Genomic DNA, 13,050 nt, shown 5'->3' on the forward strand with positions numbered 1-13,050 from the left:
CTTCCACGCAGTGGGAGGGATTTGGGTTTACGTATGTTCTGCCGCACCGGCTTTGGCGGGCGCGGGAGTGATGAATCGATGGATGGCGCATAAAATAGGAGGTGATGACCTCTCATAGTGCTCCTGCTGCTGTCTCCGTCGACCTTCGTCCTGTTCGCCGCGCTCTTTTGTCTGTTACTGACAAGACCGGCCTTGTTGAATTTGCCAAGGCGCTGGCCGGGCATGGTGTGGAGCTGGTTTCGACCGGGGGGACGGCGAAGGCGCTGCGCGATGCGGGGCTGGCGGTGAAGGACATCAGCGAGCTGACGGGGTTTCCCGAGATGCTGGATGGGCGGGTGAAGACGCTGCATCCGAAGGTGCATGGCGGGATTCTGCACATGCGTGGGAATGCTGAGCATGTGGCGGCGGTCCAGTCGCATGGGATCGAACCGATCGACATGGTGGTGGTGAACCTGTATGCGTTTGAGAAGACGGCGCAGAGGCCGGGCGTGGCGTTTGCGGATGTGATCGAGAACATTGATATTGGCGGGCCCTCGATGGTGCGGTCGGCGGCGAAGAACTTTGGGGATGTGGCGATTGTGACCTCGGTGGCGGACTACGAGGCGCTGGCGGGGGAGCTGGAGGCGAATAAGGGGAGCCTAACGAGGGCGACTCGGTGGCGGCTGGCGAAGCAGGCCTTTGCTACGACGGCGGCTTATGACACGGGGATTGCGACGGCTCTGGAGAGCATTGCGGCTCCTGAGGGGAAGGCGGAGTTTGGCGATGAGCTTCCCGAGACGCTGCGGATTGTGTATCCGCTGGCGCAGGCGTTGCGGTATGGCGAGAATCCCCACCAGAAGGCAGCGCTGTATGTGGACGGCAGCGGCAAGGGCGTGGCCGCGGCGGAACAGTTGCAGGGCAAGGAGCTTAGCTACAACAACATCGTCGATCTCGATGCGTGCTGGGAGCTGGTGCGGGAGTTCGATGCGGCGGCGGAGGCGGCGGTGGCGATCATCAAGCACACGAATCCCTGCGGGGCTTCGACAGGTGCGACGGTGCTGGAGGCTTACAGGCGGGCGCTTGAGGCGGATCCCGTGTCGGCGTTTGGCGGGGTGATCGGGATCAACCGCGAGGTGGACGGCGCGGCGGCCGAAGAGATAGCGAAGCTGTTTGTGGAGGCGATTGTGACTCCGGGCTTTACAAAGGAGGCTCTGGAGCGGTTTGCGGCGAAGAAGAATCTGCGGCTGGTGAAGATTGATCCGGCGGAGACGAAGCGAGTGGTGAAGCAGGTCTCGGGCGGGCTGCTGGTGCAGGACGCGGACCGGCTGCGGGTGACGGAGGCGGAGCTGAAGGCGGTGACGGAGCGCAAGGCGACTCCGGAGGAGATGCGGGCTCTGCTATTTGCGTGGAGGGTGTGCAAGCATGTTAAGTCGAACGCGATCGTGTATGCGCGGTATTCGGACGGGCACGGGCAGACGGTGGGGATCGGCGCAGGACAGATGAGTCGTGTGGACGCGGCGAAGTTCGGGGCGATGAAGGCGGTGCTCCCGCTGAAGGGCACGGTTGCGGCGTCGGACGCCTTCTTCCCGTTCCCGGATGGTTTGGAGACGATTGCGGAGGCGGGGGCGACGGCGGTGATTCAGCCGGGCGGCAGCGTGAAGGACGCGGACGTGATTGCGGCGGCGAACCGGCTGGGCGTGGCGATGGTCTTTACGGGGGTCCGTCATTTCCGGCACGGATAAGGGAAAGACGGCTATAATCACGGCCATGCCACTGGAAGGGCTCTGTCGCCAGGGGCTGGTTGCAGCCAAACAGGCACAGCGGTCGTCTAAATAGTGTGAGTTGTCCGACTAGCCGGTCTGTTTCGTTCTGGTCTATTCATCTTGGCGGCACAGGAATTTATTGATGATGAGTCTACGTTTGCGTGCCTCCACCCTACGCGTGTTATCCGCAGCGGCCGTTCTAGCCACAGTACCGATATCCGCGCAGACTGCCGCGACGGGTGAGACGGTGGACCGCGCCTCAGCGTACTACCACTACGGCCTGGCCCACATGTATGAAGACATGGCGGTGAATGCGGGCCGTCCTGACTACGCGACGCAGGCGGTGGAGGAGTACAAGCTTGCGCTGGTGGCCGATCCGAACTCGGCGCTGCTGCAGAATGGGCTGGCGGAGCTGTACTTCAAGATCGGCCGGATCCGCGAGGCGGTGACCTCGGCGCAGGACCAGGTGAAGAAGAATCCTGACGATGTGGCCGCGCATGAGCTGCTGGGCAAGGTGTACTTGCGATCGCTGGGCGATATGCAGAGCCAGCAGTCGGGTCAGATGCTGAAGCTTGCGATCGGTGAGTACGAGAAGCTGGCCGAGCTGAAGCCGAACGATGTGGAGACGCGCCTGCTGCTGGGGCAGTTGTATGGGCTGAATCACGACTCGACGAAGGCGGAGGCGCAGTTCAAGGCGGCGCAGAAGATCGATGGCGGTTCGGAAGAGGTGGTGCTGAACATGTACCGGCTCTACACCGAACAGGGGGACTATGCGCGCGCGGCGGATGTGCTGAACTCGGTGCCGGTGGATGACCGCAGCTCGCGGATCGACTTTGCGCTGGGCGCGACGTATGACCAGCTGAAGAAGCCGAAGGAGGCGATTGCGGCGTATCGCCGGGCTCTGGACGATGATCCGGACAACCTGGACAGCGAGCGTGGGCTGGCCAATGCGTTGTGGATGGATGGCCAGCTGGATGAGGCGCTGAAGGTGTTCAACACCATTGTAGCGGCCGAGCCGCAGGATGCGCAGTCGCAGATCCGGATCTCGGACATACAGCGGCGTCAGGGTCATTATGACGAGGCACTGGCGACGCTGGAGAAGGCGAAGCCGCTGGCACAGGACTCGGTGGAGCTGAACTACAACCAGGCGCTGATCTACGACTCGCTGGGGCGCTACGACGATGCGATCAATACGCTGAAAGCGCTGCTGGACGGCACGGCGCACGCCGATGGAAAGTACACCGATCAGGAGAAGGGAAACCGGTCGATCTTCATGGACCGGATGGGAATCATCTATCGCGAACAGAACAAAACGGCTGAAGCGGTAGAAGTCTATAAGCAGATGAGTTCGCTGGGTGGCGATTACATGAAGAACGCCTACCAGGGAGAAGTGGACGCGTATCGCGATGCGCACATGTGGAAGGAAGCGACCGCGACGGCAGCCGAGGCAGCCAAGGCGATGCCGAAGGATCAGTCAGTACAGCTGATGTACGCCGGTCAGCTTGCAGACACGGGCAAAGCCGAGGAGGGGGTCGCTCTGGCGAAGGCGCAGATCTCTCCGGGAGGCGATGCCGCGGACGATCGCGAGGCGCACCTGGCTCTGGCGAACATCTACATCCGGCTGAAGCGGTGGACGGATGCGAACGCGGAGCTGAACGCCGGCGAGGCGCTTTCGCCGAAGCAAGAGGAGAAGCTGTATGTGTACTTCCTGCGCGGGACGCTTGCGGATCGACAGAAGCAGTACGACGCGGCGGAGGCGCAGTTCCGCAAGGCGCTGGTGATCGACCCGCAGAATGCGACGATACTGAACTACCTGGGATATATGTTGGCGGACCGCGGTGTGCGGCTGAGCGAGGCGCTGACGCTGATTCGCAAGGCGGTCGAACTGGATCCGCAGAACTATGCGTATCTGGACTCGCTGGGCTGGGTGTACTACAAGACGGGGCAGTATGCGCTGGCGGAGGAGAACATTCGCAAGGCGAACGAGCGCAACAGCGGCGACCCGACGATCCACGATCATCTGGGCGAGGTGTACGAGAAGACCGGAAAGCTGAAGCAGGCGGTGACGCAGTGGGAGCGGTCGCTGACCGAGTATGCGCGCTCTCTGCCGGCCGATGCGGACCCGGAGGAGGTCGCCAAGGTGCAGCACAAGCTGGACAATGCGCGCGTGAAGCTTTCAAAGCTGACGACGGTGAAGTAGGACGCAAAGCTGGGCGCGCTGCTCGGGATGAGCGGCGCGCCTGTTGCGTTTAAGGGCGGCGAAGGCAATCCGGTACACTCAGGGTTGAGTATGGTGAACGATCTGAAGCGCTGCGCTGTGGCTGGGAACGGGAGCGATCTGCTGGTCGCACGGGTGTACCCGGCGCCTCCGCGGTCGATGCGAACGGCGTTTCAGCGGGATCGGGAGCGAGTGGTGCAGTCGCGTGCGTTCCGCAGGCTGGCTGGCAAGACGCAGGTGTTTACGAGCCGGTACTCCGACCACTTTCGCAGCCGGCTGACCCACACGATCGAGGTGGCGGAGATCGCGCGGACCGCGGCGGGCACGCTGGGATTGAATGAGGACCTGGCGGAGACGCTGGCGCTGGTGCACGACATCGGCCACCCGCCGTTCGGTCATGCAGGGGAACGGGCGCTGGATCGCTGCCTGCGGCGGCATGGGCTGAGCTTCGACCACAATCTGCACGCGCTGCGCATCGTCGAGCACTTTGAGCAGAGATATGCGGCGCATCGCGGGCTGAATCTTACGCTCGGGGTTCGTGAGGGAATCATCAAACACTCGCGCGACTATAAGGCGGAGGAGCATCCGGGGCTGGCGGAGTATTTCCTGGAGGAGCGGCCGCCGATCGAGGCGCAGCTGATCGATCTGGCCGACGAGATTGCCTACCTGACGGCGGACCTGGATGATGGAGTGGAGTCGGGGCTGCTTGAGATCGGTCACATCCGGGAGAACGTCACCATTTTGGGGCGGTGCTATCGCGAGGTGGAGCAGCGGCATGCCGGAGTAGAGGAGAAGTATCTCTTTCACGAGGCGCTGCAGCTGATGCAGAACATCCTGACGGACGACCTGATCGCGAACACCCGCGCGAACGCCGAGGCGATGGGGGCCGAGGCGCTTGGGGACATTCGCAGGCATTCGTCGCGGCTTGCGCTGTTCTCTTCACAGATGGAGTCGGAGAGGCTTGAGGAGAAGCGGTATCTCTACGACACGCTGTACACTTGCGAGCACCTGGAGCGCGAGCACGACAAGGCTGAGGAAGTGGTCACGGCGCTCTTCGAGTACTGGGTTCGCGATCCGGAGGAGCTGCCGCCGAGCTACTTCGAGGAGGTGGAGGCCGAGGGGCTGGCGCGGGTGGTGGCCGACTATATTGCCGGGATGACGGACAGCTTCATCCTGGAGCAGTATGCGCAGATCAAACGAGCGGTGCGGCGCTGATTCCGGCTACGGATAACTGGGGTTGCGGGCGGGAGTAGAATTCCAGCACCATGAACTTCTCCCCTGCGAACATCACGGCGTTGATCGTCGCTGCGAGCTTTGCGGGCGGATTGAATATCTACGCCACGGTGCTGACGCTGGGCATTCTGGAGCGCACGCAGTGGGTGGCGCTTCCGCCGGGGCTGCATGGGCTGGGGAATACGTGGGTGATCGTGACGTGCGCGCTGCTGTTTGGGCTGGAGTTTGTTGCCGATAAGATTCCGGGCTTCGACATGATCTGGAACGGCCTTCAGACGGTGGTTCGCGTGCCGGTGGCGGCCCTGGTTGCGTATCATGCGAGCTCGCAGCTCTCGCCGCAGATGCAGATTCTGGCGACCACGATCGGCGCGGGGATTGCGCTTGCGGCGCATGGATCGAAGACGGCGGTGCGGGCGGCAGTGACGCCGAGTCCTGAGCCGGTCTCGAACATTGCGCTGAGCACGAGCGAGGACGTGCTGGCGATTGGGCTGACGTGGTTTGCGACACAGCATCCGATTATCGCGGCGTCGATGGCTGCGGCGCTGCTGCTGGTTGCGTTCCTCGCGGCGCGCGCTCTGCTGCGGGCGATTCAGAAGCCGCTCAGGAAGCTCTTCCGTCCCGACCTCGAAGAAGCAGAGGCGCGGGCTGCTGCTGAGAAGGCTCCTCCGGGTTAGGGCTTCGTGGGTGTAGGCAGATCGAGCGAGAAGAGCTTTGCTGGATCGAGATAGGCTCCCTGCCAGCGCACGCCGAGGTGAAGGTGGGGCCCGGTGGCGCGGCCGGTTCCTCCGCTGAGCGCGATGATCTGTCCGCGCTTGACGCGCGCTCCTTCGGCGACCTTGAACTTCGACAGATGCATGTAGAGCGTCATGAGGCCGAGGCCGTGATCGAGGATGACGCAATTGCCTTCGTAGTAGAGCGGTCGCGCAAGCACGACGCGGCCCGAGTTGACGGCGGCAATGGGTGTTCCGGGCTTGGCGCGGTAATCGAGGCCGCGGTGGACGCTGGCGAGCGTACCGTTGAAGACGCGGCGCGTGCCGAAGGAGTCCGTGCGCGGCGCTACAGGGAGGGGCGGCGAGAAGTGTCCGGACTCGAGGGGCTCCGGTGCAGTGCTGGAGAATGCTTTGTTCTTGACGAGTTTGTCGGCGGCGATGATCTTCAGGGCCTCGGCGTCGGGTTGAACGAACTTCTCGGGGACGCTGAGGGGAACCTCTTTGTAGGGAGCGGCGGTGATCGTGATGTCGCGATGGAGCGTCTGCGTGGTGCCATTGGCGGCGGTGATCTCGATGCTGAGAGGATAGTTGCCGGGAGCGACCTCGATGTCGATGCCGGCGAGGGCGTACCAGGAGTTCTGTGCGCGGAAGAACGAGAGCTTGTGTCCTTGCCACCCGCCTGTGACGGCGGAGGCATTTGGGGCTTGAATCGCGAAGAGGCAAGGGGAGCCGTTAGCGAGGCTTGCTGGTGTCCAGACGATCGAGGGCATCTGCTGCGACAGGCACGGGAGAGGAGCGAGAGCGAGCAGGACAGCGATTAGGCACGCACGCAGAGACATAGAAGGACTATAGACAGGACGAAGGCTCACGGTGTTGCGGCTGGGCGTTCTAGAGAGGTGCGGTCCCAATTCGCAAGCGTTGCGTCGGCCTCGTAGGTGCTTTGGAGGAACTGCATCACGGCGTGTTCGGGTGCAGCCGAGGTGCGGACGTCGTCGTAGCGGAGGAGGAACTCGCCGAGTTTTGAGTCGTAGTAGGCGGGATCCGGTTGGACGCGCTGCTGGTCGAGGCCGGCTGGTGCGGGTACGGTGTAGCAGTAGAAGGCGGGGGCGCCGAAGCCTCCGTTGCCTGGCCAGAAGCCTGCGCTGATGACCTCGTGTGAGTAGGCTTCACGGGTGATTGGGTCAGCGTTCTCGCGCGGAGGTGCGGGGCGTCCGCAGAACCGGCTGACGGCGAGATCGAAGCTTCCCCAGAAGAAGTGCACGGGACTCTTCTTGCCGATGAAACGAGAGGAGAAGAGGGTGAAGAGAACGTCGGCCGAGGAGAGGACTCGCCAGAAGCGGTGAGCGTATTCGGGGTCGTAGTCGTGATGCACCTCGTCCTCGGCGAAGGGGATGGGGGCGGCGATCTCGACGGGAACGGGATGGATGGTGACATCGACGTCGAGCGCGGCGAGACATCGCTGGTACTCGGCGTAGAAGCTCGCGACGGACTGCGGACGCAGTGGCACGGAGAGGATGGCGCCGGTGCTCATGCGGAAGCGGAGGTCGTGGCTGACGAAGTCGAACTCGATCTCCAGCATCTCGCCTCGATAGGGCATGGCGGAGGTGCTGAGGCCGCGGGCGCTGAGGTAGAGCGGAACGTTCCACCAGTGGTTTTGCAGTGGAGTGAGTTCGAGGCGCGTCTTGCCGACGATCTGCGTCCACATGTGCAGGGTTGCGGCGGTGTTCTTCCATGACTCCCAGGGCAACTCGGGCCAGGGGAGTGGATGCGTGAGCGCGGGATCCATTTGCAGCTCCTTCTGAGGAGAGATGCGTTCGGTGCGGCGCGTGCTGCTTCAGGTTAGCGCGAGACGGCGCGTGCGAGATAGATCTGTGGATGGTCGGGGCTGTTCCATGCGATGTAGGCATCGCCGTCGGGAGCGAGGCTTAGTGCGGGATAGCGGTCGCCGTTGTTATCCGATGGCACGGGCGCTGGTGCGGAGATGCGGCCGCTGGAGGCGATCCGAACGATGGCGACGGTGGCGGCGACGGTTGGGCGGCGGCCTGCGAGGTTCAGCGCGCGAGGATGCTGCTCGAAGAGGAAGGGCTGATCTGTCGTCGCAAAGAGCGGCTGACTGCGTCGCCAGAGAAGGAATGCTGCTGCGACGACGAAGAGGAGCAGGAGAACAGTTGCGATGCGAAGGAAGGTTGAGCGCATTTGGAGTCCGTGTCTTTGTCGGGGCAGGAGGGGGAAGGCGCGTGTCGCGATCGCCGCCTTCGATCCAGTGTCTTAGTAGGTCAGGCGCAGAGCGAGCTGTACCTGGCGAGGGTCACCGACGGCTGTGGGTTTGCCGAAGGAAGGTGAGGGTGATGTGGGATAGACACCAGTGCCGAAGGTGCCGTTGGGGATGAGGTTGTTGCGGTGGTTGAGTGCGTTGAATGCCTCGGCGAGGCCTTCGAGGCGGAAGCGCTCGCCGAGACGGAAGGTGCGGCTGAGGCGGGCGTTGAGTGTGAAGGAGTCGAAGCCGATGCCGGTGTTGCGGCCGATAACGGTTCCGGGAAGGACCTGCGTGCAGTTGGTGATGCCGGGGACGCAGGGGCGCATGGTGGTGCCCTGGATGCTGGTAGCTCCGGTGGTGACGTTGAAGGGAAGCGCGGAGTAGTACTGCAGGATGCTGCTGAGGAGGAAGCCGTTGCGGATGTGGCTCCACGTGCTGGTGGCGGGGTCCATGGACGTGTGGATGGTTCCGTCGAAGACGACGCGGTGGCGCTGGTCGTCGTCGGAGCGGCCGCGATCCTGCGCGATGTTGAAGTTGTTGATGGGCGAGCTGAAGAAGAATTCGCCGACGTCGTCGATCGCCTTGGACCAGGTATAGGAGATGCGATAGCTGCCCCAGCGCGAAGGCCGCTGGACGAAGGAGACGGAGAGGCCGTCGTAGTAGGAGTCCGCTGCGCCCTGGTACTCCCGGTTGTTGCCGTAGGCAGAGTTGGGGCGGCAGCCGTTGTTGGTGCCGGTCGCGACACAGGTGGGCGTGTTCAGGTTGATGGAGGCGATCAGGTGCAGTCCGCGGAGGTGCTGGTAGCTGATGCCGAGCGTGGCCTGGTTGGAGAGCTGCTGCTCGACCTGGAGCGTGGCCTGCTCCGAGTAGGCGTTTTGCATCTGCGGGTCCATGGTGGTGAAGTTGACGAGGACTCCGGAGGGCAGTGTGTTGATGATCGTGGGGAAGAGCGGTGCGCCAGCCTGCGTGGGAGAGAGGCTGGCGGTGAGGAAGGTCTGCGGAGTGATGTTTGTAGTGTTGCCGCTCGATTGCAGCGCGTTGGAGAGCGCACGCAGTGGCACACGGTCGTAGAAGAGGCCGAAGCTGCCGCGTACGAGCGTACGGCCGCCCGCGAACGGTGACCATGCGAAGCCGACTCGCGGAGAGACGTTGTTGGTGTCGGTGGCGATGGCTTTGAGGAACTGCAGATCGTAGCGGAGGCCTGCGTTGAGGGTGAGCGAGGGCGAGAACCTCCACTCATCTTGGGCGTAGAGGCCGAGATTGGGGTTGCCCTGGTGGACGACGGGGTTGCCGAAGGATTGCGTGTAGCCGGAGTTGTTGTAGGTGCCGGCGAGGAAGTTGGCGAGCGAAGAGAAGGAGTAGGCTCCGCGAGCGGACTGCGGGAAGGTGATGGTGAGGTCGTTGTAGAGGAAGTCTGCGCCAACGCGGAGAGAGTGCGCGCCGACCTGGTGCGAGAGGTTATCGACCAGTTCGTACAGGTTGTTGAGGCGGGCGGTGGGAGAGGCTGAGAGTCTGCCAAAGGATGCTACGCCGGAGATGCTGACGGCAGGGCCTATGAGGTCGTTCGGGGGTGCTTTAAGGTCGCTGTGTGTGTACTGGCCGCGTGTCTCGTTGACGGTGCGGGGTGAGAGCGTAATGATGTTGCTGGCTGCGATGGTGTTATCGACATCGTTCAGCGCGGCGGCTGCGGAGACGGCGCTGAGGCCACCTGCTCCGCGGGAGTTCTGGCTATCGACGGTGTAGAGGTTGTAGCGAACGTTGAACTCGTCGTGGGCGCTGAAGCGGTGATCGACTCTACCGAAGGCGTTGTTGGTTCGCACGGGGTTGGGATAGATGCCGGTTGCGATCTGCGGTCCCTGGTAACCGGTCGCGATCAGGCGTGCGTTGATGAGAGCGACGCTGGCCGGTGCGATGGTGACGATGCCGTTCTGGTTGAGTTGCTTGCGCTCGTAGTTGGCGAAGAAGAAGGTTCGCTGGTGCACGATGGGGCCGCCAATACTGGCTCCGTACTGCCCCTGGGTGAGCGGCAGCTTGCTCTGCGTGAGCGCATTGGTGGCGTTGAGGCGCTGATTGCGGAGGAAGCCGTAGACGCTTCCGTGCAGCTGATCGGTGCCGCTGCGTGTGACGACGTTGACATAGCCGGCGAGCGCGCGGCCGAACTCGGCCTGTCCGCCGGAGGTGACGACCTGCAGTTCGCTAACGACGTCGAGGCCGTAGAAGGTCCCGGTGAGGCCGGCGGCGTCATCGTTTGCGGAGATGCCGTCGACGATGAAGCTGTTGGAGAAGTTGCGCTGGCTGTTGACGGAGTAGCCCTGGCCCGATACGGCGGATGTCTCCGCATAGAGCTGCGTGCTGGCCGTGTTCGTGGGCGAGACACCAGGAACGAGGAGCGCGAGGTCGAGGAAGTTGCGGCCCAGCAGAGAGAGATTGCTGACTTCGTTCGGTGTGATGGTCTCGGCGATCTGGCTTCGGTTGGCCTCGAGCAAAGGCGCGGCGGCATCGACGTTGATCGAGGTCTCAGCGCTTGCAACGGTGAGCGAGATGGGCAGATGAAAGTCAGCGCCGACCGTCAGTGAGACGTTTCGGACGGCGGGTGCGAAGCCTGGCTGTGCGACGGTGATCCGATAGGAGCCGACGGCGAGGTAGGGGAACCGGAAGCGCCCCTCGTCGTCGGTGGAGGCCGTGCGAGCGATGCTGGTGGCAAGCTCGGTGGCCGTGACGGTTGCGTTCTGTATGACGCGGCCTGCTGGGTCTGTTACCCGGCCTGTAAGAGAGGCATTGTTGACGGTCTGTTGCGCCTGAAGCGCCGTGAGCAAGGCCAGGGCCGCAACCGCGGCCAGGTAAAGATGTCGGAGGCGTTTCATGGAGTCCCTCGCAGATGGAGCTGCGTTGTATGGGCGCGTCGTCGCGATGAGCGGATCTTACCGTTTACGAGAGGGAAGGGAACTCACAAGGCGGGCCGCGCTTCTGGCGGCAGCGGTCGAAGGATATGCGGTAGAGTGCGTCCGTCTGCGCGATGCGGACGGCGAGGCTGCTCCGGGGAACGGCGAGCTTAGTTCGGCGATGAGGCGGAGGAAGGAGATGCCTCGCAGCTATTTGAACCGCGCCTGGATAGCTGGGGCACCTTTCACGGATTGCTGCGAGCCGATGGCCGGCGCCGGTAGCAAGTCCCAGTTCCAAGCTCGGTATCACGCAGTGATGCTCTCCGGCTCTGCGGCAGCAGGCGGGAAGAGTGCTGGCGGCCCCGCTCGCGGCGAATAGGGGCGAGATCAGCGGGAGGCTGACAAGCACGAGGAGCGTGATGGAGACGATGCGGCGCACGGTCGAGTTCCGTTTTTGAGTGCCAGGCGACGAGAAGGTAGAAGGGTCTCCATCGCAGGGTTTATGCTCCGTGGCCGGGCGGCAATGCGACGGCAATTGCGCGTGGTGTTAGAGCGCTGGATGGAGATGAGGAGACTAGGAACGCAGGGTAGGAGGACCGCGTTCGTGCCGGGAGCGATCCAAGGCGTCGGGTGTCAGGAACGCCAGTGGGAGTGCGTCGACCGCACGCGCCGGCTGCTGCGAGAAGAGTGGAGAGGCCACCAGCAGTGAGACGTCATTGTGACGGATCAACGTGGTGGTCGCCGGATAGGCAGGGCACTTTTCGCGCAGCGCGGCTATCTGCGTGCCTTGCGAACGCCCGGTTGCCGTCGCTATGGAGCAGTGGTGGGCTCCGTTGCGGCGGCAGCATGCCGGCAATCCTGTATCCTGGTCCGCTCCCGCTGCAAAGAGCGGCGAGGCCATGGGAAGGCCAAACATGCAGAGCAGAAGGATGGACAGAAGGCGACGCACGGATTCATTGTAGCGCTAAGATGCCGGCCGGTCCCGTTTTTGTGTAGGATGTCAGGCACCATGTGCTACCGCCGGATGATGATCGTTGCCGTGATGCTCGCCGCCTCGACGCTGCAGGCAGCCGAGAAGTTGAAGGGAGTGTACTCGGGCAGTGGTGGACTGACGGCGGAGGTGCACCGGGTCGTGATGGTCGAGTTCGCCGAGGATGGAACGGCGATCATTCAGCAGAACTGGACTGGGAAAGATTCCCAGGTGTGGCACGCGCGCTGGACGCAGGACGGCAAGAAGCTTACGATTACGTTCGACGCGGTTAAGGATAAGCCAGCGATCGAACCTCTGCTCTGCGACCTGAAGCGTGGGACGCTTGTACCGACGTCATGGGATGCGAAGGTGCTGGGGGTCATGGGGCCTCCCCAGTTGACGCCATTCGGCGGCAAGAATGTGCAGCAGCACAGCGTGGCGACGTGCCAGAGCCTGAATTCGGGCAATCCGTCACATAACTGCGTTACATGGGATTCACGTGCGAAGTAGTTATCGCTTAACTAACGACCGACGGCGCTTTGCCGCTGGCACCTGCCACAATTAGAGTTCCCAGCGGCTTGCGCGCATTATGAGATGTAGGCAGATCAAGACCCTAGCAAGACCACAAATCCCGGAAGGAGTATTTCGATGTCAATTCTTTTGAAGTGGCGCGTAGGACTGTTGGCTGTTGCCGCGGTCATTCTAACCATTGGTGCACCGCAAGCTATGCTCGCCCAAGATGTGGTGCACGGGGTGAAGGGCGTGGTGAAGTCAGTAGACAAGGCTTCTAAGACGATGGTGGTAAAAACCGCCGATGGTGCCGAGCACACGATCAAGTGGACGGATAAGACCACTGTGGAAGGTACCAAGGACACTGGCAAAGACATTGAGGAGGGTACCAAGGTTTCGGTGAAGTACACGGAAAAAGCAGGGGACAAGACTGCTGTTGGGGTGAAGAATCTTGGCAAGGCGACTGCCAAAGCAGTGGATTGATACCTGACGGTATAACTGCGTCTCCCCACTCGCCTAGCAGAGGTG

12 protein-coding genes are annotated in these 13,050 nt (G+C 62.8%); 7 read left to right on the forward strand and 5 right to left on the reverse strand.

Annotation, left to right across the window (positions count from 1 at the left end; all coding sequences use genetic code 11):
• Positions 1-104: 104 nt before the first annotated feature.
• From purH to Q363_RS17995, 4 genes are all read left to right on the forward strand, one after another.
• Positions 105-1,721 carry a bifunctional phosphoribosylaminoimidazolecarboxamide formyltransferase/IMP cyclohydrolase gene (gene purH, locus Q363_RS17980; protein WP_051978946.1) on the forward strand — a complete coding sequence of 539 codons (1,617 nt, stop codon included), beginning with the start codon at positions 105-107 and terminating at the stop codon, positions 1,719-1,721.
• Positions 1,722-1,884: 163 nt separating this feature from the next.
• Entirely contained in the window at positions 1,885-3,942 is a 2,058-nt protein-coding gene (locus Q363_RS17985) for a tetratricopeptide repeat protein (RefSeq protein ID WP_342667426.1), read from the forward strand.
• A gap of 27 nt (positions 3,943-3,969) precedes the next feature.
• Positions 3,970-5,175 carry a dGTP triphosphohydrolase gene (gene dgt / locus Q363_RS17990; protein ID WP_245632295.1) on the forward strand — a complete coding sequence of 402 codons (1,206 nt, stop codon included), beginning with the start codon at positions 3,970-3,972 and terminating at the stop codon, positions 5,173-5,175.
• A 50-nt stretch (positions 5,176-5,225) separates the two neighbouring features.
• A complete protein-coding gene (locus Q363_RS17995; RefSeq protein WP_035352880.1) occupies positions 5,226-5,867 on the forward strand; it encodes a DUF4126 domain-containing protein in 642 nt (213 codons plus the stop codon).
• On the opposite strand, the gene Q363_RS36280 is transcribed toward Q363_RS17995, so the two are convergent.
• From Q363_RS36280 to Q363_RS18015, 4 genes are all read right to left on the reverse strand, one after another.
• The gene (locus Q363_RS36280) at positions 5,864-6,742 is read right to left on the reverse strand and encodes a M23 family metallopeptidase (RefSeq protein ID WP_051978947.1); all 879 of its coding nucleotides are present in this window, start codon (positions 6,740-6,742) and stop codon (positions 5,864-5,866) included. The two genes, Q363_RS17995 and Q363_RS36280, sit on opposite strands and share 4 nt — an antisense overlap.
• 26 nt (positions 6,743-6,768) lie before the next feature.
• A complete protein-coding gene (locus tag Q363_RS18005) occupies positions 6,769-7,689 on the reverse strand; it encodes a DUF5996 family protein (RefSeq protein WP_035352882.1) in 921 nt (306 codons plus the stop codon).
• 53 nt (positions 7,690-7,742) lie between these two features.
• The gene (locus Q363_RS18010; protein WP_035352885.1) at positions 7,743-8,099 is read right to left on the reverse strand and encodes a hypothetical protein; all 357 of its coding nucleotides are present in this window, start codon (positions 8,097-8,099) and stop codon (positions 7,743-7,745) included.
• A 72-nt stretch (positions 8,100-8,171) separates the two neighbouring features.
• Complete coding sequence (locus Q363_RS18015; RefSeq protein WP_035352888.1) at positions 8,172-11,024, reverse strand: TonB-dependent receptor; 2,853 nt, start codon at positions 11,022-11,024, stop codon at positions 8,172-8,174.
• Here Q363_RS18015 and Q363_RS18020 point away from each other — a divergent pair.
• A complete protein-coding gene (locus tag Q363_RS18020) occupies positions 11,023-11,421 on the forward strand; it encodes a hypothetical protein (protein ID WP_035352891.1) in 399 nt (132 codons plus the stop codon). The two genes, Q363_RS18015 and Q363_RS18020, sit on opposite strands and share 2 nt — an antisense overlap.
• Positions 11,422-11,616: 195 nt before the next feature.
• Here the strand turns inward: Q363_RS18020 and Q363_RS18025 are convergent, their stop codons facing one another.
• Positions 11,617-11,991 carry a hypothetical protein gene (locus Q363_RS18025; protein ID WP_035352893.1) on the reverse strand — a complete coding sequence of 125 codons (375 nt, stop codon included), beginning with the start codon at positions 11,989-11,991 and terminating at the stop codon, positions 11,617-11,619.
• A 60-nt stretch (positions 11,992-12,051) separates the two neighbouring features.
• Between Q363_RS18025 and Q363_RS18030 the strand changes: the two genes are divergently transcribed.
• Positions 12,052-12,522 (forward strand): hypothetical protein, encoded by a 471-nt coding sequence (locus Q363_RS18030; protein ID WP_035352895.1) that lies wholly within the window; start codon positions 12,052-12,054, stop codon positions 12,520-12,522.
• A gap of 138 nt (positions 12,523-12,660) precedes the next feature.
• Complete coding sequence (locus tag Q363_RS18035; RefSeq protein ID WP_035352897.1) at positions 12,661-13,005, forward strand: hypothetical protein; 345 nt, start codon at positions 12,661-12,663, stop codon at positions 13,003-13,005.
• Positions 13,006-13,050: the final 45 nt, after the last annotated feature.

Origin of the sequence: Edaphobacter aggregans DSM 19364 (assembly GCF_000745965.1) — a bacterium.
GTDB classification, from domain to species: Bacteria; Acidobacteriota; Terriglobia; order Terriglobales; family Acidobacteriaceae; genus Edaphobacter; species Edaphobacter aggregans.